Below are 25,920 nucleotides of genomic sequence, written 5' to 3'. Positions count from 1 at the left end.
GGCCGTCCGGGTCCGCGCTGCGGCCCGTTACCTGGGAGCGAGTCATGAGCGAGCAGTCCACCGACCTGAGGGAAACCGTCCGCCGGCGGTACGCGGCGGCGGCCGTGAAGGTCACCGAGGGCGGCACCACTTGTTGCGGGCCACAGCCCGTCGAGGTCGACGAGAACTTCGGCTCCACCCTCTACGCCGCCGACGAGCGCGACGCCCTGCCCGCCGAAGCGGTGGCCGCCTCCCTCGGGTGCGGTAACCCCACCGCCGTCGCCGAGCTGCGCGAAGGCGAGCGCGTGCTCGACCTCGGCTCCGGCGGCGGCATCGACGTGCTCCTGTCCGCCCGCCGCGTCGGACCCACCGGCACGGCGTACGGGCTGGACATGACCGACGAGATGCTCGAACTCGCCCTGACCAACGCGGCCAAGGCAGGCGCGGCGAACGTCGCATTCCTCAAGGGCACCATCGAGGCCATCCCGCTGCCCGCCGACACCATCGACGTCGTCATCTCCAACTGCGTGATCAACTTGTCCACGGACAAGCCTGCCGTGTTCGCCGAGACCTTCCGCGTGCTCAGGCCCGGCGGTCGGATCGGCGTCTCCGACGTCGTCGCTGACGATCACCTCACCGCCGACCAGCGCGCCGAGCGCGGCGACTACGTCGGCTGCATCGCCGGGGCCCTGTCGTTCACCGAATACCGCTCAGGTCTGGAGGCCGCCGGCTTCACCGACGTCGCGATCACCCCGACCCATCCGGTTGCCGACGGCATGCACTCCGCGATCGTCCGGGCCACCAAGCCCGTGGCTACCGACGCTCCTCCGGAGGCAAGGGAGTCGGCCGAGCCGTGCTGCGGGGTCAACAGCTGCTGCACGTCCCGGGAGACCCCCGTCGGCCCAGCCCTCACCGTCACAGAGGCCAAGACGGCGTCGGGCTGCGGCTGCCAGAACTGACGCCGCCCGAGCAGGGTCCTCATGCGATCACCCGGATCCCCTGGTCGACCATCGCGGCGATGGGCTCCGCCAGGTTGTGCGGCTGTACGTCGGTGATCCAGACGAAGCGGCTGCGACCGCCGGCTTCGGCGCACACCTGCAGGGAGGCGTGGTGGTGGACGGGGTTCAAGGGCCCGCCCACCACCGAGTAGGCGATACGCCGGGCGGCATCGTCGAGCGAGACGATGAGCTCATGCACCACCGTGCCGTCTGCGAAGGTCACCATTCACGGACCGGCCGGTGAGGAGAGGGCGTGAGGCCACGGGGCGGCTCATGCACTTGCCGAATCTCTCCGGGTTTGTGACGTCAACGCCTCGGTCGCGTAACCCGGCTTACCCGGCGATCAACGCAGTCGATCGAGGACGGCTGAACAGCATTCGGCTGTCCCGTGATGATCCGGTGGCTGGGCTGTTCACGCCTGGTACTCGGTGAGGTCGATGGTGTGAACGCGCAGCGGAAGGCCATACACCGGGTGTGTCGTCTCACGCTCCAGCACCATGCCGAGCTTGCGGATGACGTTCTCGGAGGCAACGTCACCCACCCGGCTGATGCTGATGACGCGGTCGAGGCCACGGTCCTGGAGCGCGAACTCCAGCGTGGCTTGGGCGGCTTCGGACCCGTATCCCTGACCCCAGAACTGTGAGCCGAGCCGCCAGCTGATCGCCACGGCGTGACCAAGCTCTGGTAGGGACTCAGATACGGACAGCCCCGTGAAACCGACCAGTTCACCCGAGGCCAGCAGTTCGACGGCGAAGAGGCCGAAGCCCTCCTCGTCCCACTCCTCCTCCCACCGTTCGATGGCCTCCGCCGTGTCGTCCAGGTCACGCACCGAGCCGTCATCGATCCAACGCATGACCCGCGGGTCCGCGTTGATGTCGGCCATGGGCGCGAGGTCGTCGTCATGCCAGCGACGGAGCAGGAGGCGGGGGGTGCGGATCTCGGTCATGGCACCCATCCTGCCGAAGGTAACGGCCTCCTCGGTAATCGGCGCTCGCCGTGGCACCGCTCCCGGCGGCTTCGTCGTCACCGACCGGCGCCGAGTCCCGCCGGCCGGCTCCTGGTGCCGCCGGCCGGCTCCTGGTGCCGAGCGATGTCAGTCGGGCGTGTGGACGTACGGGGTGGTGGTGGCAAGCGGTACGAACCCGAGCCGCTGCAGGATCGGACGGCTCTGGTCGGACGCGTCGACCTGAAGGTAGCGGTAGCCGTGTTCGACGGCGATGCGGGCGCGGAAGGCGACCAGGGCCCGGTAGACGCCCCGGCCGCGCCACTCCGGCACAGTGCCCCCGCCCCACAGGCTCGCGAAGGACGTCCCCGGGTGCAGCTCCATCCGCGCCGCACTCACCGGCACGTCACCGGCCATGGCGACGACCGCGGGAGGCATGCCCGCGGTCAGCTGATCGAGCAGCACCTGCCGGTGGTACGGCCGCGCCTCGCCGAACGCCCGCTCCTGAGCGGCCACCGCGAGCTCGACCCCGGCGGCGTCGGTCACCGGGAGCAGGCGGACACCCTCCGGCAGCTCGACGCTCGTGGGCAGGTCTTTGATGTCGGCGACCATCAGAGTCTCCTCGGGCTCGGGGGCAAAACCCGCGGCCCGCAGCCGACCGGGCAGGTCGGCCGGCCGGTCGTACCCGTAGAGCTTCCACTCGAACCCGCGCCTCAGCGAGGTGAAGTACTCCACCTGTTCCGCGATCGCGGCGTCCGCCGTGCCGTCGTCCAGCTCCGACCAGACGACCCCGTTCCAGCCCTCGGCGTCCGCGCCCACATGGCGTACGACGCCGCCCACCCGGTCAACCCGGGCTCCGGGCCCATCGGCCCGGATACCCTGCCGCAGCTCACGATCGAAGATCGCCAGCACTGTGTCCCGATCCATCCGCTCACTCCACCATCACCAGTCGCACGCGGCAACGGAAAATGAGCGGGACGGACCTGGCCCCTACGAGTGCTGTAACCGTTCAGCGTCGGCCACACCGAGGGAGCGCGCCCTGGCCGGCAGCCGGCGGATCGAGGATCTGAAGCAGTGCGCTTCGGAAGTCCTACGGGGCTGACTCCGGCGTCGGTGTCGCCCCTGGTTCCGGCCAGGCGCCGTGATTCCGGGGACGCCGCACCCTGGCTGGGCGGGTTTTGTATCCGGTGCGTATCAGGAAGCGCTTGGTTGTCCATCGGATCAGTGCGCCAGGACCACGGTGATCGAGGTCCAAAGGGCGACGGAGTGCCATGGAGCCGGCAGGTCTCCCAACCAGCTCCACCTAATCTGACCTGCTGGTTTGCGGGTGGAGGAGGCCCCGAAGGGTGTGGTGTGAGGCCACTGGGTCATGCCGTCGACGCGGCTGGTGTCTGCCGTATCGTTCATTCCGGATCTCCGACCGCGTGAGTCGTGAGCACAGCCGGGATCATCGTCCCACCTGACCCGTCCGAACGTCCGAGCAGGAGTCATCCGCCGTGTCCTCGTCCGCCCCCAGTGGAGCCTCGCCGCGCCCTGTTCGTGTGTTGCTGGTGGAGGACGACGAGCTGATGCGCAGGTCCTTCACCGTCGCCCTGGAGCGCTACGGCTACGAGGTGGACGCGGCGGCCGACGGGTTGGCGGGGCTGGAGCTGTTCCGCGACGGAAGCTTCGACCTGCTGATTCTGGACGTGATGCTGCCCGGCCTGGACGGGATCGGCCTCTGCCGCAGAGTCCGGGAGACCAGCTTGGTGCCCGTTTTGATGATGTCCGCTCGTGGCGACGGGCTGGATGTCGTCGCCGGCCTGGAGGCCGGAGCGGACGACTACGTCGTCAAACCCGTGGACACCTACGTGCTCGTGGCCCGCATCCGTTCGCTGCTGCGGCGGGCGGCCTACGCGCCCGCCCCGGGGCCCGAGCACGCCGCGGACGGGGGGCCGCCACCCGAGGGGGAGGTGCTGGTGTTCGGGGAGCTGAGCATCGACACCGGCGGCATGGAGGTGTTCATCTCCGGAAGCCCGGTGGCGCTCACCCCGACCGAGCTGAAGCTGCTGCTGGAATTCGCCGCCCACCCGGGCATCGTGCTGGAGCGGCACACCCTGCTGCGCAACGTGTGGGACTACGGCTGGGACGGCGACAGCCGGGTCGTCGACCTGTGTGTGCAGCGGCTGCGCAGGAAGCTGGGCCGGGAACGGATCGAAACGGTCCGCGGCTTCGGCTACAAGCTCAGGCGCTGAGGCCGGTGCGTCCGTTCCACCGGCTGCGGCCGGACCTCTCGTCCCTGCGCTGGAAGATCGCCGCGCTGGCCGCGGCCACGGCGTGCCTGGTCGTGGCGGCGGTGGGTGTGCTGGTGCACATGTGGACCGCGCGGGACATCCGCTACCGGGCCGAAGAACAGGCATTCAACGCCGTGTACTCGGCCATGGACGTCTACCGGCGTACCGGAACGCTGGTGGACAACGCCGATCTGGATCCGGCCGAGCTGCCAGCCGCCCTGCGCCACCCCGCCGACGGCGACCGGCACACGGCCTACGACGGGCGCGTCGACGGGAATCTTGGGCCGAGCATCTGGGCCGCCCAGCGGACCGGCGGCCCGGACAGCCCGGTCCTTGCCGTCCAGATCAACATGAGCTCGGAGCTCTACGACCTGCGCCGGCTCGACGTGACCATGGCGGTGGCCTCGCTGGTCGCGCTCGCGGCGGCCGTGCCGCTGACGGTCTACGGGGCCGGGCTGCTCGCCCGCCGGCTGCGGCAGGTCGCCGAGACCGTGGGTCGCATCTCCGCCGGGGACCTCGATGCCCGGACCGGGCCCACCAAGGGCCGCGACGAGGTGGCCGACATCGCCACCACCGTCGACCGCATGGCCGACAGCCTCGGCCACCTGCTCCACACCGAGCGCCGGTTCACCGCGGACGTGGCCCACGAGCTGCGCACCCCCATCGGCGGTCTGCTGGCCGCCGCCGATCTGCTGCCGGCCGGTGAGACGGAGGATCTGCTCCGTGCCCGGGTGCGCGATCTGCGCGGCCTGGTCGAGGACCTGCTGGAGATCTCCCGGCTGGACGCCGGGGCCGAGCAGCCGGTCCGCGCCCGGGTGCCGCTCGGCGCCGTCGTCACCGAGGCCGTGGCACGCACCGGCCTCGACACCGGGATCACCGTTGCTGAGGCGGAAGCCGCTCAGACCGTGGAGACCGACCCGCGCCGCCTGGAGCGGATCGTCAGCAACCTCGTCGTCAACGCCCATCGGCACGGAGGGGCCCCGGTGAAGGTCACCGTCGAGGGCCGTACGGTCGTCGTGCGCGACCACGGCACCGGCTTCCCGAAGGAGCTACTGCTCCACGGTCCGCGACGGTTTCAGACGGGCGCGAAGGAGCGCGGCACGGGACACGGCCTGGGCCTGACCATCGCCCTGGGCCAAGCCCGGCTGCTCGGGGCCGAACTGCGCCTGGACAACGCCCCGGACGGCGGCGCCGTCGCCACCCTGCACCTGCCGGCCTGACCACAGGCCCCTACAGGACTGTTACGAAGCGGCGCTGCCGCCGATACACCGCGGCCCAGGTCCCGATACGTTCCCCCGACACCCTTCGAAGTGCACCATTCGCACCCGAAGAGGAGTCCCCGTGCCCGTCACCCCCTTTGCCTCGCACGCGCTGCACGCGGCGCCCGGGATCGCGGCCGCCGCCACCGACCTGTCGAAGGTCTACGGCAGCGGCGACACCCGGGTCGTCGCCCTGGACCGGGTCAGCATCGACTTCCGGGAAGGCGAGCTCACCGCGATCATGGGTCCCTCCGGATGCGGCAAATCCACCCTGATGCACTGCGCCGCCGGGCTCGACTCCCCCAGCTCCGGCTCCGTGCGCGTCGGCACCACCGAACTGAGCACGCTCAACGACCGGCAGCTCACCCAACTGCGCCGCGACCGGATCGGGTTCATCTTCCAGGCGTTCAACCTGCTGCCGACGCTGACCGCGCTGGAGAACATCACGCTCCCGCTGACCATCGCCGGACGCCGCCCCGACCAGCAGTGGCTGGACCGCGTGATCGCCATGGTCGGCCTCTCCCAGCGCCTCGGCCACCGGCCCGCGCAGCTGTCCGGCGGGCAGCAGCAACGCGTCGCGATCGCCCGCGCCCTGGCCTCGCGGCCCGCGATCATCTTCGGCGACGAGCCCACCGGCAACCTCGACTCCCGCGCCGGGACCGAAGTCCTCGGCTTCCTGCGTGACTCGGTACGCGAACTCGGCCAGACCGTGGTCATGGTCACCCACGACCCGGTCGCCGCCGGCTACGCCGACCGTGTGGTCTTCCTCTCCGACGGCTGCCTGGTCGACGAAATGGCACATCCCACCCCGGACCGGGTCCTGGACCTGATGAAGAGCCTGGGCACTCTCTCGCACACCAGCTGAACCACCCGCCCCCGGCGCCCACTCACCGACCCACTCACCCCCCGCTCGCATCCGCCGAGCCCGCCTCACAGGATCCGCATCCCATGTTCCGTACCGCCCTGCGCAACGTGTTCGCGTACAAGGCCCGCCTACTGATGACCGCGTTCGCGGTCATGCTCGGCGTCACCTTCATCACCGGCAGCCTCGTCTACGGCGACAGTCTCCACCGGGCCGCCACCGCCGAGGCGACCTCCGGCTATGAGCGCATCGCCGTCGATGTCGCCCCCGACGGCCCCCGAGACGGCGGGCCGGCCGGTATCGATGCCCGCACCGTGCGCACCCTTGCCAAGCTTCCCGGCGTCGCCGCCGCCGCGGGCCGGTTCGACGGCTTCGCCGCCGTCGCCGACCGTGACGGCAAGCTGATCGGTGACGGCACGTCCTCCCAGGGCGGCAACTTCGCCCCGGCAGCGGACGGCAAGGACCCCGCCTACCGCTTCACCGAGGGTTCCGGCCCGACCGGCAAGGACACGATCGCCCTCGACGGGACCACCGCCGCGAAGGGCGGATACCACGTCGGTGACACCGTGCGCGTCGGCACGAACAAGGGTGCCGCCTCCTACACCCTCAACGGCATCTTCCGCACCGACGGGACCAAGCTTCCCTCCGGAGGAAGCCTGACGCTCTTCACCAGGGCGACCGCACAGGAACTCTTCCTCCAGGCAGGCCACTTCCAGCACGTCGAGCTCACGGCCACACCCGGCACCGACGTCACCCGGCTCCTCGGCCGCGTCGAATCCGTGCTGCCCAAGGGCACCAGCGCGGTGACCGGCGCCGGGCTCGCTCAGATCAAGGCGAACCTCGCCACCCACGACAGCGACACCATGAGCCAGATCCTGGTGGGCTTCGCCGCGGTCGCCCTGTTCGTCGCCACCTTCCTCATCTCCAACACCTTCACCATGCTGGTCGCCCGGCGCACCCGGGAGCTGGCCCTGATGCGGGCCGTCGGCGCCACACGCAAGCAGGTGCGCCGCATCCTCCTCGCCGAGTCCCTGCTCGTCGGCGCGATCGCCTCGGTGGCCGGTCTCGCCGTCGGCACCGGGGGCGCCGGGCTGCTCCAGGCGCTCTTCGCCCCGGCCGACACCCCGGCTGCCCCGCTGGTTCTCACGCCGGGCACCGTGATCACCGCCCTCCTTGTCGGCACCCTCCTGCCCATGGTCGCCGCGTGGCTGCCGATCCGCCGGGCGATGGCCATCCCGCCCGTCGCCGCACTCAGCACGGCCGAGCAGACAGCGCCCGCGCGCGCCGGCTCGCTGCGCACCGGCCTGAGCGCCGCACTCGCGGTCACCGGCACCGCCACCGTGGTGTACGGCGCCCTCACCACGGCCAAGGACGCCCGGACCGTCATCGGCATCGGCGCGGCCCTCACGCTGACGGGGGTGATCGGCCTCATCCCGTTGCTCTCCCGGCCGGTCGTCACCCTGTTCAAGCCGCTGCTGACCCGCCTGGCCCCGGTCCACGGTGACCTCGCCGCCCGCAACACCGTGCGCGACCCGCGTCGCACCGGCGCCACGGCCACCGCGCTCGCCATCGCCCTCACCCTCGCCTCGGGCCTGTCCGTCCTGGGGGCCTCCGCCTCCCAGTACCTCGAGCGCGCGACCACCCACGACCTCAGCGCCGACTACGTGGTCAAGCCCGCGGGTGGCCAGCAGATGACCGCCGTCACCACCGAGCCCCTGAAGAAGCTGCCCGGCGCCACCTACAGCCCGCTCAACCAGTCCACCGAATACCGCCTGGGCGGTGTCTCCTCCGTCCTGACCGGCGTCGACCCCACCAGCATCGGCCAACTGCTGCGGTACGACGTCATCGAGGGTTCCCTCGACAACCTCGCCAAGGGCCAGATCGCCGTGGCCGACTTCAAGGCCGAGCAGGCAGGCTGGCACGTCGGTCAGACCCTCCCCCTCCAGCGGCAGAACGACAAGCGCGGCAGCGTCACCATCGGCGCCGTCTACCGGGCGGACGAGCAGAGCGATCTGATGCCCAGCATCACCGCACCCGACTCCCTCGTCGCCCGTTACGACTCCGCCCCGAGCACCCACGCGGTCCTCGTCGCCACCCACGGCGGATCCACCCGGACCGCGCTCGCGGCCGTCACCCACGCCCTCGGCGACAACCCCGCGCTGGCCGTCCTCGACCAGGACGGCATCCGGGCCCAGGACAGCAGCGGCATCGGCGAGCAACTCAACGTCTTCTACGCCCTGTTGAGCATGGCCCTGGCGATCGCCGCACTGGGCATCGCCAACACCCTCGCGATGTCCGTCCTCGAACGCCGCAAGGAGATCGGCACGTTGCGCGCCCTCGGTCTGGACCGCGCGGGAGTGACCCGCATGATCCGCCTGGAGGCCCTGCTCCTCGGCGCACTTGGCGCGACCCTCGGCACGGTCATGGGCGTCTTCCTGGGCTGGGCCCTCGGTCGCACCCTCCAAGAGAGCGTGGTGGGCTACGAGTTGGTCCTCCCCTGGGGCCGCCTCGCCCTCGGCGTACTCATCGCCCTGGCCGGCGCACTGCTCGCCTCGCTCTGGCCGGCCCGCAGAGCCGCCCGGGTCGACATCCCCGCGGCGACCACAGCACAGTGACCACCCACCCGCCACGCTCATCCGGAGCGACACTCAACGCCCTCTGAAAGCCATCGCGAAGCCACGACGCACGGCCTCCGGGCCACCGCTCAGTTCTGCGCCGGTCATGGCGTAGTGGCCTTCTTGCTCCGTGCAGTTTTCTGGAGGGCATCGGAAATCCGTCGGGGGGTGAGCGTGATCTGTCGGCGGTATGTCGGTGGAGGTTGCGACCGTGGGCGGATTGGTGCTCCCCATGAGCACGCTGCCCAGAGCGCAAGGAGCCTGTCATCGTGTCGTCCGCATCCCAGAGCCGACCGTGGGACGTTCACCGGCTGCCGTCTGCCGAGGGCAGGATCTTCCTGGTCACCGGGGGTAACGCGGGGATCGGCTACTTTGCCGCGGAGCAGCTCGCCGCCACCGGCGCCGTCGTCATACTCGGCAGCCGGGACCGCGCGAAGGCCGACGCCGCCATGGCCTCGATCCGCTCGCGCGTCCCCGGCGCGCAGGTGCGGCACCTTCACATGGACCTTGCCGACCTGTCGTCCCTGAAGACCGCCGCAGACAGGCTGGACCTCGATCATCTCGACGCGGTGGTCCACAACGCCGGGGTCGCGCTCGACGACCCGCCGCGTCGAGAGACCGAGGACGGCCACGAGCTGATGTTCGGCACCAACCACCTCGGCCACTTCGCGCTGACCCAGTGGCTGGCCCCCCTGCTGTCCGCGGCGCCGGGGGGCCGCATCGTGACGGTGGGAAGCTTCGCGGCGCGGTCCGAGCGACTGGACCTCGGCGATCTCCAGTCGACCCAGGACTACCGGCCCAAGCGCACCTACGGCCGGTCGAAGCTGGCCCAGATGTGCTTCGGCTTCGAACTCGATCGCCGCCTGCGTGCCGTCGGCAGCACGGTGCTCAGTGTGGTGGCCCACCCCGGCGGCGCTCTGGACTCGCTCACCCCGTCCCGCCCGCCGGTAGGCGTCACCACCACCGCCGGCGAGCGGCTGCGCGCCTTGCCCTCCGCGCTCTTGGTGCAGGGCAAGGACGCCGGAGCATGGCCCGTCGTCCGTGCCGTCCTCGACCCGGAGGTGCGGGGAGGGCAGCTGTGGGGGCCGAGGGTCTTCGGCCTGCGGGGCAAACCGCGGCGTGAGCCCACCCCCTCGCATATGGCCGACCCGGCCGTCGCCGCTCACCTGTGGGCCGTCAGCAGTGAGCTGGTCGGCGCCGATCCGCACCTCGGCTTTCGGTAGGCGCGGAGGTGGCGGCCGGCGAGGTGGCTCTCGAGCGTCTTGACGTAGCGGCTCGCGATGCCCCGCCGGGCCTTCACGGGGGCGGCATGGTGGCGATGCCCGGTGCGGGCTCGGGCCACACCAGCAGGACGGGGCAGGGGGCATGGTCGACGATGAAGCGGCTGGCCGGCCCCAGGCTCCGCGGCCCGAGGTGCGTACGGTCGCCGTCGCGGGCGAGAACGAGCAGGTCCGCGCCCTCCGCCGCGGCGACGACCTCCCGCTCGACGCGGCCGGTGCGCTCGACCCGGGTGCACGGGCGGCCCAGGCGCTGCTCGGCCTGAGCGAGGAGTTGGTCGGCGGAGGCGGCGGCCAGGTGCTCCAGTCTGGTGCCGGGGTCTCGTTCGGGGTGGCCGCGGCCGAGCAGACCGGCGAACGCGCCGTGCGCCGCACCCGGGACGTCGGCCGGAGTGACGTGGAGCAGCACGATCGCGGCACCGTCGGGGGCGTGGGTACGCGTGGCGTCGATGCCGGCGGGCCAGGTGCCTTCGGTGATCCAGGCGATGACTTTCATGGCGGTCAGCCTCCGATGAGGGTCAGCGAGGTCCACAGTGCCAGCACCGACAGCACCAGCGCGGCAGGCACGGTGAGCACACCGAGCCGGGTGAACTCGCCGAGTGCGACGTCACTGTCGTGTTCGTGCACGATGCGCCGCCACAGCAGCGTGGCCAGGGATCCGGCATAGGTGAGGTTCGGGCCGATGTTCACGCCCAGCAGCACCGCCAGGACCGCGCCGGGCCCGGACGGGGCGGTCAGCGGCAGCAGCACCAGCACGGCGGGCAGGTTGTTGATGGCATTGGCCAGCACCGCGGCCAGAGCCGCGGTGCCGAGCAGAGCCGCGAGGCCCGTGCCACCGGGGACCAGGTGCCCCAGCCCGGTGGCCAGCCCGTTGTCGACGACCGCACGGACCACCACGCCCAAGGCCAGTACGAAGGCGAGGAACGGTACCGCGGCGGCGCGCACGACGGCCGTGGGCGTGGTGCGGCGCTGCACCAGGGCCCGCCCGGCGAGCACGACGGCACCCGCGAAGGCCGCCCAGGCCGGATCGATCCCCACCGCGGAGGTCAGCACGAAACCGGCCAGCGTGCACACCACCGTGACCAGGGCGAACACCGGCACCTCGCGCGGCTCGGCGGCCGGCGGGGCCTGAGCCCCGGCATCGAGGTCGGTGGCGAAGAACCGGCGGAAGACCACGTACTCGCAGGCGATCGCCACCAGCCACGGCAAGGCCATCAGCGCGGCGAACCGGGTGAAGCTCAGCCCGCTGGCGGCGAACGCCAGAAGGTTCGTCAGGTTGGAGACCGGCAACAGCAGCGACGCGGTGTTGGACAGGTGAGTGCAGGCGTAGACATGCGGTTTGGGCCGGGCGCCGAGCCGGGCTGCGGTGGCGAACACCACCGGCGTGAGGAGCACGATGGTGGCGTCCAGACTGAGCACCGCAGTGATCACCGATGCGGCCGCGAACACCTGCACCAGCAGCAGGTGCGGGCGACCCGCCGCACTCCGGGCCATCCAGACCCCGCACGCATGGAACAGCCCCTCGTCATCGCACAATTGGGCAAGGACCAGGACCGCCGCGAGGAATCCGATCACCGGCCCCAGCCGCTCCGCCTCCTCGCGGGCGTGCCCCCACGAGATCGCCCCGGTCGCGATCACCACGCCCGCGGCCGGGACGGCCACGACCGCCTCCGGCCACCCGAACGGTCGGATGACCGCGCACGCCAGCACCGCCAGGAGCAGGAAGACGGAGACAGCCTCCGCCACAGATGAGTTCACCGTCAGATCTTCTCCCGGCACGATGCGGCGGCCGCACGTTCATCTGTCGGGAGTCGGGCAGGCTGCTTCATTTCCACCAGCCTCCGGCACAGCAACTGCTGGGACACGGAAGGCGTGGTGGGGCCCCAGGTTGGTCTTCGTGCCGGATCAGCGAATGACGAGGGCGGCGTGGTGTTCGTAGGGCACGAAAACTCCGGGACGGGGCGGAACAACTGATTCCGCACTATCCCTCCGGGTACCCGGAGGCGACGCTCGGAGAGCAGGTATTGCATCTTCAGGAATACCCCCGGGGGTACCCCTGTTAGAGTGCATGCAGATACCCCGGGGGTACACCGCTTCAGTGAGGAGTCGCAGTCGTGTTCTTCGTCGACACCTTGGAATTCGAGGGCCTGGGCAACCGCAGCTACCTGGCCGGCGGGCGTGGTGCCGCGGTGGCGGTGGACCCGCCCCGGGACATCGAGCAGGTCATCGCCGCGGCGGCCCGCCGCGGGGTTCGCATCGCCTGTGTGGTCGAGACCCACGTGCACAACGACTACATAAGCGGCGGTCTGGAGCTGGCCCGCGTCACCGGTGCCCGCTATCTGGTGCCGGCCGGGGCGTCGGTCGCCTTCAGCCGTACTCCGGTCGCCGATGGTGACACGTTGACGGTGGACGAGGGCTTGGTGCTGCGTGCCGTGGCCACGCCCGGTCACACCCCGCACCACACCTCCTACGTCGCGGAAGAGGAAGGCGAGGCGGTGGCGGCGTTCACCGGCGGATCGCTGCTGATCGGCACCGTCGGGCGGCCGGACCTGGTGGAGCCGCGGCTCACCGAGCAGTTGGCCCGTGCTCAGCACGCCTCCGCCCATCGCCTGGCCGACGAGCTGGACGACGGCGTTCCGGTGCTGCCCACCCACGGGTTCGGCAGCTTCTGCTCCTCCTCCCAGGCGGAGGGCGACACGAGCACGATCGGCAAGGAGCGCAAGACCAACAACGCGCTGACCAAGGACGTGGACACCTTCGTCGCCGAGCTGCTCGCCGGACTGGACGATGTGCCCGCCTACTACGCGCACATGGGCCCGGCCAACGCCGCCGGTCCCGTTCCCATCGACCTGACCCCGCCGCGGCCGGCGAACGCCGAGGAGATCGCCGAGCGGCTGGCGGCCGGGGAGTGGGTGGTGGACCTGCGCAACCGCGTCGCCTTCGCCGAGGGGCACGTGGCCGGATCGTTCAACTTCGAGGGCGCGGGCAAGCTCGCCACCTACCTGGCCTGGCTGATCCCGTGGGGCAAGCCGGTCACCCTGCTGGCCGAGACGCCCGAACAGATCGCCGCCGCACAGCGTGAGCTGGCCCGGGTGGGCATCGACCGCCCTGCCGCCGCCGCCACCGGCGACCCGCACGCATGGGTCCGTGAGGGCGAGCAGCCGGCCTCGTTCCCCCGCGCCCGCTTCGCCGACCTGGCGACGGTACGCGAGCGCGGCGAGCAGGTGGTGGTGCTGGACGTGCGCCGGGATGCCGAGCGTGCGGACGGGTTCATCGACGGCTCGGTGCACCTCCCGATCCACGAGCTGCCCGGCCGCCTCGGCGAGGTGCCGAACGGTGTGGTCTGGGTGCACTGCGCCGGCGGGATGCGCGCGGCGATCGCCGCATCCCTGCTGCACGCCGCCGGGCGCGAGGTGGTCGCCGTCGACGACGCCTTCGAGGCCGCCGCCGACGCTGGTCTCACCCTCACCCGTCCCGACAGCACCGAGTGATCGCTGTACCGCACCACGAACACCGAAAGATCGCCTCATGTTCTCGCTTCTTCGCCGTGGCCCCGGCCGCCTCTCCCCCGCGCAGGCCCACCAGCAGGCCACCGACGGCCAGGCCGTCCTCGTCGACGTCCGGGAAACGCCGGAGTGGAACGCCGGTCACGCGCCGGGCGCACTGCACCTGCCGCTTTCCCGCCTGATGGCCGGCGCTGCTCTCCCGGCCGCCGCGCGGGGCACACCGGTGGTGGCCGTCTGCCGCACCGGGCACCGCTTCCGGCAGGCCGCCGAGCTGCTGGCCGGCCGCGGCGTTCCGGCGGCGGATGTCGTCGGCGGCATGACCGCCTGGGCCCGAGCGGGCCTGCCGGTCACCGACCGGAGCGGCGGCAGCGGTGTCATAGCGTGAGCGCGCTGATCCTGGCCCTGGCCGCCGGAGGCGTGGTCGGGCTCGCGCTCGGCGCGCTCGGCGGGGGCGGCAGTGGACTGGCGGTGCCCGCGCTGATCTACCTGCTCGGCTTCACCCCGGCGGCCGCCACCACCGCCAGCCTGATCATCGTCACCGCCACCTCGCTCACCGCCCTGTATGCCCACGCCCGCACCGGCAACGTGCGCTGGAAGGCCGGCACCCTCTTCGCCACGGCCGGACTCCTGCCCGCCGCCGCGGCCGGGGCGGCCGCCTCCCGACTGCCCCAGCCGGTCCTGACCGCCACGTTCGCCGCCATCGCCGCACTCGCCGCCGTCAAAATGCTGCGCACCGGCCAGGCGAGCACCGGCCAGGCGAGCACCGGCCAGGCGAGCTCCGGACAGATGAGCTCCGGAGAGCCGCCGGCGGTGCGGCCGGCCAAGGCTGCCGGGACCGGTGCAGGGCTGGGGGCGCTGACCGGACTGCTCGGGGTCGGCGGGGGCTTCCTCGCCGTCCCAGCTCTGGTCACCGTGCTCGCCTTCGAGATGCAAGCCGCCGTCGGCACCAGCCTGCTGGTCATCTCGGCGAACTCACTCGCCTCCCTGGCCACCCGCGGCGCCACCACCGCCGGCGTCAACTGGTCGGTGATCGGCCCCTTCGCCGGCGCCGCGATCCTGGGCGCCTGGGACGGCAAACGCCTGGCCACCAAAGTCACCGGCACCCTGCTGCAGCGGACCTTCGCCGTCGTGCTGCTGGCCGTGGCCGCCCTCATGCTCGTCGACGCCCTCACCTGACCGTCGCGCGCCGCAGCGCCCGGCGCGTGTACAAGCCGCCGTGTGCTCAAGCCAGTGGCGTGTGCTCAAGCCAGTGAAAGGAACAGCTTCTCCAGCCGGGCACGCATCTGCTCCCGGTCCCCCGAGGCGGCCATGTCCGCATCGGTCAGGCAGTGCTGCAGACCGGTGGCGATGATCGCGAAACCCGCTTTGTCCAGAGCCCGGGAGGCCGCCGCGAGCTGCGTGACCACCTCCTCGCAGTCCCGCCCCTCCTCGATCATCCTGATCACACCGGCGATCTGCCCCTGCGCCCTGCGCAGCCGGTTGACCACCGTCTTCAGTTCCTCAGCCGCCATCGCCAGTTCCACAACCCACACTCCTTCGCGGATACCCCCTTGGGTATCCTAGCCAAGGGGCAACGCCGAACCCAGCGAAGGAAAATCCCCGTGGCACGCCCCACCGCCCTCACCGCCGACCAGGCCAGGGCTCGCCTGCACGAGCTGACCGTCATCGACGTGCGCACCCCCGGCGAGTACGCCTCCGGCCACCTGCCCGGCGCCCACAACCTCCCCCTCGACCACCTCGACCAGGCCCTGCCCGCCTTGAAGACGGCCGCCGACCGCGGCGCCCTTCTCGTCGTCTGCGCCTCCGGCACCCGCTCCGCCACCGCCTGCATGCGCCTGTCCGAACACGACATCAGCGCCGCCACACTCACCGGCGGCACCACCGCCTGGACACAGCTCGGCCACGACACCCACCGCCCCGCCGGCACCCGCACCCCCTGGGCCATGGACCGCCAGGTCCGCCTCGCCGCCGGCACCCTCGTACTGACCGGGCTGCTCGCCGCACGGCGCCGGCCCCGGGCCCGACTGCTGTCCGCGGGCGTAGCCGGCGGCCTGGTCTTCTCTGCCCTCACCAACACCTGCGGCCTGGCCAAGATCCTCGCCAAACTCCCCCACAACCGGCCCAGGACCACCGACCTTGAGGCCACCCTCGCCGCCCTGACCGGCTGACACACCGGGCCCACGAGGAACCGCTGCGGGCCTTCACGGACACCTTCGCCGGAATCGCCCCCGGGTCCGTCGCGCCGTTCCGCGCCGCCCAACTGACCGGAGGCGCGGTCACACTGGGACTGACGGCGGCTTTCTTCGGCCGCCGGGTCGGAGCGGGCGGCCCGAGCGAGCGCCGCGACCCCTCGACTGGCGCACGGCCGTTTGTGAGTTTCCGGTATGACCGGAATATTCGAAACGGGTATGCACGCCTGGGTATACCCGCCTTCCCCTGGCTACGTTCTGTAGCGCCACGCCCTCCGCCGTGATCCACCCGGTGTCCCGTCCACGAGGAGTTCCAGCATGACCACCCCCAGGGTGCGCCCTGAGTCGGCGCCCGCCATGGACGGACAGTTCGAGTTCGTCCAGGCCGGCTGGTCCCACGCCAAGGGATGCGTTCCCGGCGACCCGACCGCACCCGACCGCACCGTCAAGGGCACCGGCCCGGAGGGCGGGAGCCGGAGCGACGTCGACCGCGGCCCGAAGGACGGCCTCACGAACACGCCGCGGTTCGTCACCACCCAGGGCATGGCCTACGCCTTCACCCCTTCGCCCTCACGCCCCGCCTCCTCGCCACGGGCGATCCCTGCCCAGGCACTGACGGGCCCCTCCCTGCGGTTCGTCCGGCATTCCCCCACCTCTGACATAGGAAGCGACGCATGGACAACAGCCCCCTCACCCTCCCCACCGTCCCCCCATCCAGCAACGGCCACGGTCCCGAACCCGAACCTCCCTCGGAACTCCACCGGCAGCTCGCCCGTGCCCTGCTGCTGATCGGCCCGAACGACGAAGACCTCAAACTGCGCTACCTCAAGACGCTGATCGACAACGGTCTGCCCCCGACCACCGCCGCCGAGCGCAAGCGCGTCCTGATCGTCGGCGCCGGCATCGCCGGTCTGGTCGCCGGTCACCTGCTGAAGAACGCCGGCCACGAGGTGACCATCCTGGAAGCCAACGCCAACCGGGTGGGTGGCAGGCTGAAGACCTTCCGTACCGAGGACCCGAAGAATCCCGCGTTCTGGGACGAGAAGCAGTACGCCGAGGCCGGGGCGATGCGGATTCCGGACTTCCACCCGCTCACCCTGGCCCTTATCGACAAACTCGGCCTGACCCGAAGGCTGTTCTACAACGTCGACATCGAACCGGGCACCGGCAACGAGCACGTACCCGTCCCCCCGGTTGTCTACCGCTCCTTCAAGAACAACGAGAAGTGGCAGTACGGGAGCGAGAGCCCCGAATTCAAGGCCCCGACCAAGGCCAACCGCACCTGGATCCGCACCAACCGCGTCCAGGCACGCAGGAGGGACTACGCCCTCAATCCGCGTCCCGTCAACGAGGGCTTCAACCTCTCCGGCAGCGAGGCGTGCACGCAGGTGTCCCAACTGGTCAACCAGGCCCTGGACCCGGTCCGGGACTACTACTCCGTGCTCAAGTCCAACGGCGAGCGCGAGAACAAACCGTTCGAGGAGTGGCTGGACGGCTGGGCCAGGGTCATCCGGGACTTCGACGGCTACTCGATGGGCCGCTTCCTCCGGGAGTACGCGGGCTTCAGCGACGAGGCGATCGAGGCCATCGGCACCATCGAGAACATGACCTCCCGCCTCCACCTGGCCTTCTTCCACACCTTCCTGGGACGCAGCGACATCAACCCCAACGCCACCTACTGGGAGATCGACGGCGGCAGCTGGAAACTCCCCTACCGGCTCGCGGACGGCCTCAAGGACAACATCCAGATGGGCCAGCGGATGACCCGCCTGGAATACCTGGACCCCTGGAGCGACGGCGCCACCAGCCGGGTCACCCGGTCGGCCGGGCACCGGGTGGAGATCGAAACGGTGAGCGAGCAGGACCCCCAGGCCCCGCCGAGGATCTGGGAAGGCGACCTGGCCATCGTCACCGTGCCCTTCTCCAGCCTCCGGTTCACCCGCGTGAACCCGCCGTTCTCGTACAAGAAGCGCCGCGCCATCATCGAGACCCACTACGACCAGGCCACCAAGGTGCTGCTCGAATTCTCCCGCCGCTGGTGGGAGTTCACCGAGGAGGACTGGAAACGGGAGCTCGGCGAAGACCTGTACCGGTGGTACCAGCAGATGGGCGAGGACGAGGCCGAGGCCGCACGGGCCATGCCGGAGCACCTGCGCAACGCCCCGCACGGGCCGCTCGGCCTCCTCAGCGGGGTGGCGGACACCGAGGTCAGTGAGGCACAGCTGAAGCACTACCGCAACTGGTCGCTCCAGCAGGCACCGGTCCGGGAAGCCAGCCATGTCTTCGGTGGCGGCTCCACCACCGACAACCCCAACCGCTTCATGTACTACCCCTCCCATCCCGTCCCGGGCAGCGACGGCGGCGTGGTCCTGGCCAGTTACAGCTGGTCGGACGACGCGGCGCGCTGGGACTCCATGGACGACGACGAGCGCTACATCTACGCCCTGCGCAACCTCCAGACCCTCCACGGCCGTCGCATCGAGGCGTTCTACACCTTCCACGGCCGGACCCAGAGCTGGCTGCGCGATCCATACGCCTTCGGCGAGGCGGCCGTCTACACCCCGCACCAGATGACCAGCTTCCATCTGGACGCCATGCTGCCGGAGGGCCCGATCCACTTCGCCGGCGAGCACATCTCCCTCAAGCACGCCTGGATCGAGGGCGCGGTGGAGACCGCCGTGGCCGCCGCCATCGCGGTCCACGAGACGCCGCGGCCGGCCGACCTCGCCGCCATGGAACCCGCAACAGCCGCCCGTCCGCAGGAGGCTCTGACGTCATGACGACCACCCACACCGGCGCATGGAACGTGGGCCGCTACCTCGCCACCCGCCTCCAACAGCTCGGCGTCACCCACCTGTTCGGGGTGCCCGGCGACCATCTGGGGCCCTTCCTGTCGATCATGCAGGAAACCACCGACGTGCGGTGGGTCGGCACCCCCACCGAGGTGGGAGCCGGCTTCGCCGCCGACGCCTACGCCCGGGCCAAAGCCGCCGACGCGGACCCGGACAAGGGCGAGGTGGCCATCGGCGCGGTCGCCGTCACCTACAGCGTGGGCTCCTTCAACCTCCTCAACCCCATCGGCGGCGCCTACGTCGAAGAGGTACCGCTGGTCGCCATCAACGCGGCCCCGTCCTACGAGCAGTGGCTCAACTACCAGGCGATCGGCCTGCTCACCTCCCACATGAGCCAGCGCCGCGAGAGCAACCTGGACGTCTACCGCCAGGTCACCGTCGACGCCCAGGTGATCTCCAACGCCGCGCTGGCTCCCGTCCAGATCGACACCGCGCTCACCGCGTGCCTGTCCGAGCGCCGGCCGGTCTACCTGGAGATCATGGACGATGTCTGGAAAGCGCCCTGTCCCGAACCAACGGGCACGATCGAACCCCGGGTGCGGCCGTCCACCACCCGCAACGACGAGATGTGCCGGGCCGCGGTCAAGGCCACCGTGGAACTGATCGACCGCCACCGCAACCCCATCCTGTGGGCCGGTGAGGAGATCGAACGGCAGCGGCTGGAAGGAAAATTCACCTCCCTGGTGGAGAACACCGGGATCCCGTTCTGCACCACCATCGGCGCCAAGTCCGTCGTCTCCGAGAACACCCCGGGCTTCTCCGGCGTCTACAACGGCAAGGCCAGCGATCCCAAGGTGCGCGAGACCTTCAAGGCACACGGCTGCCGAATCGGCCTGGGCACCTGGTCGACGTCGAAGAACCTCGGCGGCGAGCAGGCGCTCGGCGACGACTGGGCGGTTGCCGTACGCGACGGCGTCAGCGTCGGCGCCAGGTACTTCCCCAGCGTCCAGCTCCCGCACTTCATCGAGGAGCTGGAGAAGGCCCTGAGGGAACGCTTCGGCCACCGCGGTCTGGCCGCCGACGCCTTCGCGCTCGCCCATGACCAGGGCCTGGCCGTACCCGCGAGCACGGACGCCTACCTGTCCGGCCTCAGCTCCTCGGACCAGCCGGCGGACCTGCCGGTGACCTACGACAGCTTCTTCGAGCACATCAGCGCGTTCCTCCAGGAGCAGACCACGGGCTCGGGCACCGGCGCCACCACCCCGTACACCGTGATCTCGGACGCCGCGTTCGCCCTGATCGGCTCGATGAACCTGCGCATGCCCGAACGTGCCTCGTACATCGCACAGAACAGCTGGCTGTCCATCGGCTACTCGGTCGGTGCCACCACCGGCATCGCCCTCGCCAGGAAGCGGCGGAACAAGCGCCCACTGGTGTTCGTCGGCGACGGATCGTTCCAGGAGACCTGCCAGGAACTCTCCACCCACGTCCGCCAGTTGCTCAATCCCGTGATCTTCGTGCTGGACAACGAAGGCTTCTACGGCATCGAGCAGATGCTGGTCAACCCCTGCTATTACAAGGGCCGGACGTCCGACGGCGCCGACTTCTACAACGTCCTCCACCCCTGGAACTACGACCGCCTGGCCGAGGTGTTCGGATCCGAGAAGACCCCGATGACCGGCGAGCAGATCCACAACCACGGCCAGCTGGCAACCCTGTTGGACCGCATCACCAACCCGGAGGACACCCTCAACACCGGACCGACCCTGGCCCAGATCAGGCTCGCCCGCCATGACTACCCCAAGGCCATGACATACAAGATCAAGGAGAAGTGCCCCGACTGAGGACCGGCGGCGGGGACCATACCGGTGGCACCGGTCGAGCCGGTGGAGCCGGTGGAGCCGGTGGAGTGGTCCCCGCCCGATGTCTGACGGCCCAGTCGGCTACCGACCCGCAACGCGAGCGCACGGACCCTCTGGCTGGGTTCACCACGCAAACGCGTCACGTCACCGGCTCGTTGCCACTCGGGCCGGTCCACCGCCCCGGCCACCCCTGGTACTGATTGCCATGTCGGGTGCCTTCGTCGGCGTCGTCTTCCAAAGCGGCGATGCGGGCCTTGTATTCGGCCTGCGGGATCTGCCCGAGGGTCGCAAGACGCTCCAGTTCCACGGCGTGGACGTCGTGCGCGATCTTGCGGCTCTGTTCCACTTGCGCTCTGCTGAATTTGACGGCCCGGGCGCGCTCTCTGGAGTGATTCCGCTGTAACTGCTCGGCAATCATCCGTGCGGTCTGTTCGAAGTAATCGTCGTGTCGGCCTGACCACATCTCGCCACCTCGTTTTCCCTTAAAAGAGTTGAAGCGCAAGCGCCTGGGTCTGTCGGCCGGTTGGGGCGAGCACCCCGCTACCACGACCGTAACCTTCTGGCTCTCACGGTGCCGGCAACCGAGGGCGGCTCCCTGTTCCTCCGGCGGCCTTCATGAGGCCCCATGGAGACGGCTCGGCTCCCCACCTCGCCGTCTCAGAGATGCTCAGTCGAGGCAGAACTCGTTGCCCTCGATGTCCTGCATCACGATGCACGAATCGTTGCCGTCATACAGGAGTCGCACGCGTACCGCGCCGAGCGGGACCAGTCGCTCGCATTCGGCTTCGAGCGCGGCCAGGCGCTCTTCACCCACGAGTCCGGTGCCGACCCGCACGCAAAGATGTACCCGATTCTTGACGACCTTGCCTTCGGGAACGCGCTGAAAGAACAGTCGCGGCCCCACACCCGAGGGGTCACTGCAGGCGAACCATGAACCCCGATCCTCAGGCGGCCGCGAGCGGTCGAAATCGTCCCAAGTGGCGAACCCCTTCGGAGGCGGCGATACGACGTACCCCAACACCTCGCACCAAAAGCGAGCGACACGCTCAGGTTCTGCGCAGTCGAAGGTGACTTGGAACTGCTTGATCGATGACATCGGCGCACGATAGCAGGGGCGGTCTGTTGCTCATCTCCCGGTGGGCGCCTGCAACTTGACCAGGGTGATCCTTGCGTAGCCGCTGCTGGTGCGGCACAACGTCCCCTGTCCAACCGGGCAATCCCGCCTCACCGCAAGCAGTCCGTCATCGGGCGACCGCCCGGGGGAGGCGCGGTCCGGCGCCACACCTCATCCCCTCCCAGACCCCGCACGATCCGCGCCAAGAGCCGCGGCTATGTCCGACACCTCCGTAAACCCTCTTAGGCTGGCCTGAACACAGCATCATTACTGGCTCAGCTTGGAGAACATGTGCCGCCGGTTCAGCGCATCACCTCACGCAACGCCCGCTTTCAGCAGTGGGAGTCGCTGCTGAACAACCGCAACAAGCGAACGCGAGTACGCGAGTTCCTGGTGCAGGGTGTTCGTCCCATCTCGATGGCAGTCCGGTACGGCTGGCCCGTCAAGGCGCTGCTATACGACGGCAACCGGGCGCTGTCGCAGTGGGCGGAGGACCTGCTGCGGACAGTCGACGCCGAGCGGATCGCCATGGCGCCGGACATGCTGGCGGACCTCGGGGAGAAGAACGAGCACGCCCCGGAGCTCGTCGCCGTCATCGAGATGCCGGCCGACGACTTCGGCCGGTTCAGCGCCGGCGACAACTTCCTCGGTGTCCTGTTCGACCGGCCGACCAGCCCTGGGAACATCGGCAGCATCATCCGGTCAGCGGACGCCTTCGGGGCGCACGGGCTCATCGTGTCGGGACACGCGGCCGACGTGTACGACCCCAAGTCGGTGCGGGCGAGCACCGGTTCCCTGTTCGCCTTGCCTGCGGTACGCGTCCCAAGGCCCAACGATGTGATGGCGTGGGTCGAGGCGCAGCGGGCCGGAGGGCAGTCGATCGTCCTGGTCGGCACCGACGAGAAGGGGGACTGTGATGTCTTCGACTTCGACTTCACCCAGCCGGCGTTGCTTCTGATCGGCAACGAGACGTCCGGACTGAGCAGCGCCTGGCGGGATCTGTGCGACCACACGGTCAGCATTCCGATGACCGGCTCGGCGAGCTCACTGAACGCCGCGAACGCCGCAACCGCCGTGCTGTACGAGGCTTCCCGGCAGCGGATCGCCGCGAGGAAGCGTCCGGCCTGACGCCGTACGTCAACGCCCGGCGCGGGCGCCCGACCGGACTGGCCCCGGGTGCCCTCAGCCGGACCGGCCCAGGCCGAGCCGCACCGCGCGCTCCAGCGGCGAGTAGGCGCCGTCGGCGCGGTCGAGGTCGAGCGGAGCGGCCGCCACCAGGGGAGGCTGCGCCATGAACCTGGGCCGGGTGCCGCAGTTGGGCTGGGCGGCATGGATCAGGAACGGGTGACACAGATAGACGTCACCGGCCTGCCCGGTGGCGAGCGCCATTGGGCGGTCGGGGGCGTCGAGCCTGCCCGCTGCGTTCATGGTCCTGCAGAGTTCCATGAAGCCGAGGCCGCGCTCACCCGCCGGGGCGAGGAAGTGCGGGACGTCCAGGTGCGAACCGACCTTGATCCGGGTCGGCCCGTGATCGGCGTCGACGTCGGAGAACAGGAAGAGCATCAGCAACGCCCGCTCGCGGGAGCGGAGGTTGAGCCAGTAGCCGCTCTCCCCCACAGGCACGTAGCTGGCGTCCATGTGCCACCCGGTGTCGCCCGAGTCGTCCGGGTGCGGGAACCGGATGGGGAAGGTGCCGAGCCCGGTGCGTGGCAGCCATCGCCCCGGGCCGACCAGTTGGTCGAAGGCACCGTGCAGACGCGGTGTGGTGGCGGCCCGGCGGAACGGCTCGTCCCCGTAACCCGACAGCCTGACCACGGGCCGGGTCCAGGTGGCGGGATCGTCCGGGTTGCATCCGGTCTCGCGCCACAGGAAAGCGCGGCACTCGTCGGCCAGCGACCGCGGAAAAGCACCTTCAAGATGGACAAAGCCATCGGTGACAAAGCGCTCTACCTGGTCAGATGTCAGAACATTCTGCATGAGGGAATTCTCAAGCGAAGTCAGTACGTCCTCAAAGGGATTACGGCGCTCGGGCCACGGACGGCGCAGCCCACAGGAACCCGCACTGTCGGCGCGGTGGCGCTTCCTTCAAGAAGGGCACCAAGTCCGCAGGTGTTCAGCGGCAGGTCAGCGGCAGTGCACCGGCACGGCACGGCGGACCGACGGGGAAGAGCTGGTCCACAGTGGGGAATTACCGCAGCTGCCGATGGTTCAGAAGCGATGGTTCAGAAGCGATGGTTCTGGATGCCAGAAGTGAAGGATTTTGGACTTCTGGCGGAGACCCGGCCACCCTTGGAACCAGCCTCGGCTCCCGGCTCATCGCCTATCAGAGCCGACCCCACGGGCAGCTCATCCGCCCCCATCCCATGCACCGGAGCCAACGAACATGCGCCTCAAACTCGTCCACGGAATCGCCCTGCTGTGCACCGGCCTCCTCGCCGGCGCGTTCGGGTATGGCGCAGCCAATCTCGTGCCCACCTTCAACGCCGTACCGCTGGAGATGCGGCTGTCATTCCACGCCGAACTGATGAAGATGAACGGCATCACCATGCAGGCGGCGATGGGTGCGTCGATCCTGAGTTGCCTGACCCTCGCCGTCCTGACAGCGGGCCGCGCCCGGCTGCTCGCGGGGGCGGCAGGTCTACTGGCCCTCGCGTCCTTCCTGACAACCCGGTTCGGCAACGTGCCCATCAACGGACGGATCAAGCAGTGGGCGCTCACCGCGGCCCCGGCCGATCACGCGGAGATCCTGCGGCGCTGGGAACTGTTCAACGACATACGCACCCTCACCGCCATCGCAGCCTTTGTTCTCCTCATCGTCCTCGCCGTCAGCGGACTGCGAGCGGCCGTCCACCCGGTGCCTGAACGGGCGGACCGGCCCTAGTGTCAGCCACGTGTGACAGTCGGAGAAGCGCACGGCTGAGGCTTCCGCGGAACGACAGAATGATAGTGGCTGCGCAGGAGGTAGCGCCGAATGCAGCACGACCCGAAACAGTCAACGCTCGCGTGAGAGATCCTCACCGCATACTGCCAACGAATTAACGACTCAGGACACTGGTTACCCTGTTCAGAGATTCTCTGGCAGATTGCATGGAGTGATGCACTGTCCCCCACGTCAACCCCTGATTCAGAGGGTGCCGAGTGCCTTCCGCAGGACGTGAACGGCCTGTTCGATGGCGGCGGTTGATGCCCTGGTGGAGCGGACGGCATTGAGCATCATGAAATCGTGGAGGATGCCGTTGTAGCGCACACTTGTGGTCGGGACGCCTGCCTGAGTGAGCTTGGCGGCGTAGGCCTCGCCCTCGTCGCGCAATACGTCGTTCTCATCGACGATCACGAAGGCTGGAGGCAGCCCTGCGAGGTCGTCAAGGGTGGCGCGTAGCGGCGATGCCGTGATCTCGGCTCGTTTCGCCGGGGAGGTCGGCGGGATGTACGCGTCCCAGAACCAGGCCATCGCCCGGGCCGTGAGGAACGGTCCGTCAGCGAACTCCCGGTAGCTGTCGGTGTCCTGACCGGCATCGGTCACCGGGTAGTAAAGCGATTGGTGCACAAAGCGCACGTCCCCGCGCTGCTTGGCCATGAGCGTGACCGCCGCGCTCATGTTGCCGCCGACCGAGTCGCCCGCAACGGCCATCCGCTTGGCGTCGAGACCCTCGCTCGTCGCGTTCTTGGTGATCCACTGCGCGGTCGCATAGGCCTGCTCGATGGCCACGGGGTACTGCGCCTCCGGCGAGCGGTCGTACTCGACGAACGCGACGGCCGCCCGGGCGCCGTCGGCCAGCTCTCGGATGAGCCTGTCATGTGTGCCGGCGTTGCCGAGGATCCATCCACCACCGTGGATGTACAGGATCACCGGCAGGGGCCCGCTGGTGCCCACCGGCTTGACGAGCCGGACGCGCACGTCTCCCACCCGGGCCGGAACCGTGATCCACCGGTCCTCGCCGATTTCGACCTTCTCGACGGGAGCGGCCTGGATGTCATCGAGTACCTTGCGGGCGCCTTCCGGACCGAGCTCGTAGAGGAAGGGCGGCGTGGCGCTCGCATCCGCGAGTTCCTGCGCCTCCGGTTCGAGGACGTGCTCCACCACGACCCGGCTCCTTTCGTCGAGGGCGGCGGCACGACGCCTGGGCACATCCAGCCGCCACAGCGACGCTAAGACGCCGTTTCTGATGGCGTGATCGCTCGTTGAGCTGCGCATGGCGGATCTGGTTGAGCGGTTGGTGCCGGACGAGTTGTGGGTGCTGTTCCGGCGGG

24 protein-coding genes are annotated in these 25,920 nt (G+C 69.9%); 14 read left to right on the top strand and 10 right to left on the bottom strand.

The annotated features are described in order from the left end of the window. Positions 1-44: 44 nt before the first annotated feature. Positions 45-938: an arsenite methyltransferase gene (gene arsM, locus IG62_RS0127170; protein WP_030808646.1), complete on the top strand. Its 894-nt coding sequence runs from the start codon at positions 45-47 to the stop codon at positions 936-938. Positions 939-957: 19 nt separating this feature from the next. Here arsM and IG62_RS0127165 read toward each other — a convergent pair whose 3' ends face one another. From IG62_RS0127165 to IG62_RS0127155, 3 genes are all read right to left on the bottom strand, one after another. Beyond that, complete coding sequence (locus tag IG62_RS0127165) at positions 958-1,203, bottom strand: SRPBCC family protein (RefSeq protein WP_030808644.1); 246 nt, start codon at positions 1,201-1,203, stop codon at positions 958-960. A 186-nt stretch (positions 1,204-1,389) separates the two neighbouring features. Continuing rightward, a complete protein-coding gene (locus IG62_RS0127160) occupies positions 1,390-1,923 on the bottom strand; it encodes a GNAT family N-acetyltransferase (protein WP_030808642.1) in 534 nt (177 codons plus the stop codon). Positions 1,924-2,070: 147 nt separating this feature from the next. Further along, on the bottom strand, positions 2,071-2,847 hold the full coding sequence (locus IG62_RS0127155; protein WP_030808640.1) for a GNAT family N-acetyltransferase: 777 nt from the start codon (positions 2,845-2,847) through the stop codon (positions 2,071-2,073). Between the two features lie 614 nt (positions 2,848-3,461). Between IG62_RS0127155 and cseB the strand changes: the two genes are divergently transcribed. The 5 genes from cseB (at position 3,462) to IG62_RS0127130 (ending at position 10,152) form a co-directional block, all read left to right on the top strand. Then, positions 3,462-4,154 (top strand): two-component system response regulator CseB, encoded by a 693-nt coding sequence (cseB, locus tag IG62_RS0127150; RefSeq protein ID WP_107053067.1) that lies wholly within the window; start codon positions 3,462-3,464, stop codon positions 4,152-4,154. 5 nt (positions 4,155-4,159) lie between these two features. Then, positions 4,160-5,413: a sensor histidine kinase gene (locus IG62_RS0127145; protein ID WP_037839424.1), complete on the top strand. Its 1,254-nt coding sequence runs from the start codon at positions 4,160-4,162 to the stop codon at positions 5,411-5,413. A 121-nt stretch (positions 5,414-5,534) separates the two neighbouring features. Further along, positions 5,535-6,317 (top strand): ABC transporter ATP-binding protein, encoded by a 783-nt coding sequence (locus IG62_RS0127140; protein ID WP_078872266.1) that lies wholly within the window; start codon positions 5,535-5,537, stop codon positions 6,315-6,317. A gap of 83 nt (positions 6,318-6,400) precedes the next feature. Next, complete coding sequence (locus tag IG62_RS0127135) at positions 6,401-8,929, top strand: ABC transporter permease (RefSeq protein WP_030808627.1); 2,529 nt, start codon at positions 6,401-6,403, stop codon at positions 8,927-8,929. A gap of 269 nt (positions 8,930-9,198) precedes the next feature. Then, on the top strand, positions 9,199-10,152 hold the full coding sequence (locus IG62_RS0127130) for an SDR family NAD(P)-dependent oxidoreductase (RefSeq protein ID WP_030808624.1): 954 nt from the start codon (positions 9,199-9,201) through the stop codon (positions 10,150-10,152). A 73-nt stretch (positions 10,153-10,225) separates the two neighbouring features. Here the strand turns inward: IG62_RS0127130 and IG62_RS0127125 are convergent, their stop codons facing one another. Then, complete coding sequence (locus IG62_RS0127125) at positions 10,226-10,702, bottom strand: universal stress protein (RefSeq protein ID WP_030808621.1); 477 nt, start codon at positions 10,700-10,702, stop codon at positions 10,226-10,228. Between the two features lie 5 nt (positions 10,703-10,707). Further along, positions 10,708-11,964 carry an SLC13 family permease gene (locus IG62_RS0127120; RefSeq protein ID WP_030808618.1) on the bottom strand — a complete coding sequence of 419 codons (1,257 nt, stop codon included), beginning with the start codon at positions 11,962-11,964 and terminating at the stop codon, positions 10,708-10,710. A gap of 356 nt (positions 11,965-12,320) precedes the next feature. Between IG62_RS0127120 and IG62_RS0127115 the strand changes: the two genes are divergently transcribed. Genes IG62_RS0127115 through IG62_RS0127105 form a run of 3 tightly spaced genes read left to right on the top strand, consistent with a single transcriptional unit; the run spans position 12,321 to position 14,888 of the window. Next, positions 12,321-13,697, top strand: coding sequence for an MBL fold metallo-hydrolase (locus IG62_RS0127115; protein WP_030808616.1), 1,377 nt, complete (start codon positions 12,321-12,323; stop codon positions 13,695-13,697). Positions 13,698-13,734: 37 nt separating this feature from the next. Beyond that, on the top strand, positions 13,735-14,097 hold the full coding sequence (locus tag IG62_RS0127110; RefSeq protein ID WP_030808613.1) for a rhodanese-like domain-containing protein: 363 nt from the start codon (positions 13,735-13,737) through the stop codon (positions 14,095-14,097). Beyond that, entirely contained in the window at positions 14,094-14,888 is a 795-nt protein-coding gene (locus IG62_RS0127105; protein WP_030808610.1) for a sulfite exporter TauE/SafE family protein, read from the top strand. The genes IG62_RS0127110 and IG62_RS0127105 overlap by 4 nt, the downstream gene beginning before the upstream one ends. A gap of 65 nt (positions 14,889-14,953) precedes the next feature. Here the strand turns inward: IG62_RS0127105 and IG62_RS0127100 are convergent, their stop codons facing one another. Beyond that, entirely contained in the window at positions 14,954-15,235 is a 282-nt protein-coding gene (locus IG62_RS0127100) for a metal-sensitive transcriptional regulator (RefSeq protein WP_030808607.1), read from the bottom strand. 78 nt (positions 15,236-15,313) lie between these two features. Here IG62_RS0127100 and IG62_RS0127095 point away from each other — a divergent pair, with 78 nt between their 5' ends. From IG62_RS0127095 to IG62_RS0127085, 3 genes are all read left to right on the top strand, one after another. After that, the gene (locus IG62_RS0127095; protein WP_030808605.1) at positions 15,314-15,880 is read left to right on the top strand and encodes a rhodanese-like domain-containing protein; all 567 of its coding nucleotides are present in this window, start codon (positions 15,314-15,316) and stop codon (positions 15,878-15,880) included. A 695-nt stretch (positions 15,881-16,575) separates the two neighbouring features. Continuing rightward, on the top strand, positions 16,576-18,681 hold the full coding sequence (locus tag IG62_RS0127090; RefSeq protein ID WP_078872265.1) for a flavin monoamine oxidase family protein: 2,106 nt from the start codon (positions 16,576-16,578) through the stop codon (positions 18,679-18,681). Beyond that, positions 18,678-20,537 (top strand): alpha-keto acid decarboxylase family protein, encoded by a 1,860-nt coding sequence (locus tag IG62_RS0127085; protein ID WP_030808599.1) that lies wholly within the window; start codon positions 18,678-18,680, stop codon positions 20,535-20,537. Before IG62_RS0127090 ends, IG62_RS0127085 begins: the two co-directional genes overlap by 4 nt. Before the next feature lie 157 nt (positions 20,538-20,694). Here the strand turns inward: IG62_RS0127085 and IG62_RS0127080 are convergent, their stop codons facing one another. Beyond that, positions 20,695-20,973: a hypothetical protein gene (locus IG62_RS0127080; protein ID WP_158795124.1), complete on the bottom strand. Its 279-nt coding sequence runs from the start codon at positions 20,971-20,973 to the stop codon at positions 20,695-20,697. 249 nt (positions 20,974-21,222) lie between these two features. After that, complete coding sequence (locus IG62_RS0127075; RefSeq protein ID WP_030808593.1) at positions 21,223-21,651, bottom strand: VOC family protein; 429 nt, start codon at positions 21,649-21,651, stop codon at positions 21,223-21,225. A 309-nt stretch (positions 21,652-21,960) separates the two neighbouring features. On the opposite strand from IG62_RS0127075, the gene IG62_RS0127070 reads away from it, so the two are divergent. Further along, positions 21,961-22,797 (top strand): RNA methyltransferase, encoded by an 837-nt coding sequence (locus IG62_RS0127070; RefSeq protein ID WP_030808590.1) that lies wholly within the window; start codon positions 21,961-21,963, stop codon positions 22,795-22,797. A gap of 54 nt (positions 22,798-22,851) precedes the next feature. Here the strand turns inward: IG62_RS0127070 and IG62_RS0127065 are convergent, their stop codons facing one another. Then, positions 22,852-23,646, bottom strand: coding sequence for a phytanoyl-CoA dioxygenase family protein (locus tag IG62_RS0127065; RefSeq protein ID WP_030808587.1), 795 nt, complete (start codon positions 23,644-23,646; stop codon positions 22,852-22,854). Positions 23,647-24,052: 406 nt separating this feature from the next. Here IG62_RS0127065 and IG62_RS0127060 point away from each other — a divergent pair, with 406 nt between their 5' ends. After that, positions 24,053-24,550, top strand: a complete 498-nt coding sequence (locus IG62_RS0127060) for a DUF1772 domain-containing protein (RefSeq protein WP_030808584.1) — start codon at positions 24,053-24,055, stop codon at positions 24,548-24,550. 243 nt (positions 24,551-24,793) lie between these two features. On the opposite strand, the gene IG62_RS0127055 is transcribed toward IG62_RS0127060, so the two are convergent. Further along, positions 24,794-25,864 (bottom strand): alpha/beta hydrolase, encoded by a 1,071-nt coding sequence (locus tag IG62_RS0127055; protein ID WP_420711112.1) that lies wholly within the window; start codon positions 25,862-25,864, stop codon positions 24,794-24,796. Positions 25,865-25,920: the final 56 nt, after the last annotated feature.

Origin of the sequence: Streptomyces sp. NRRL S-337 (assembly GCF_000720175.1) — a bacterium.
Taxonomy (GTDB): domain Bacteria; phylum Actinomycetota; class Actinomycetes; order Streptomycetales; family Streptomycetaceae; genus Streptomyces; species Streptomyces siderophoricus.
This window is presented reverse-complemented; position numbering and strand designations above follow the sequence as displayed.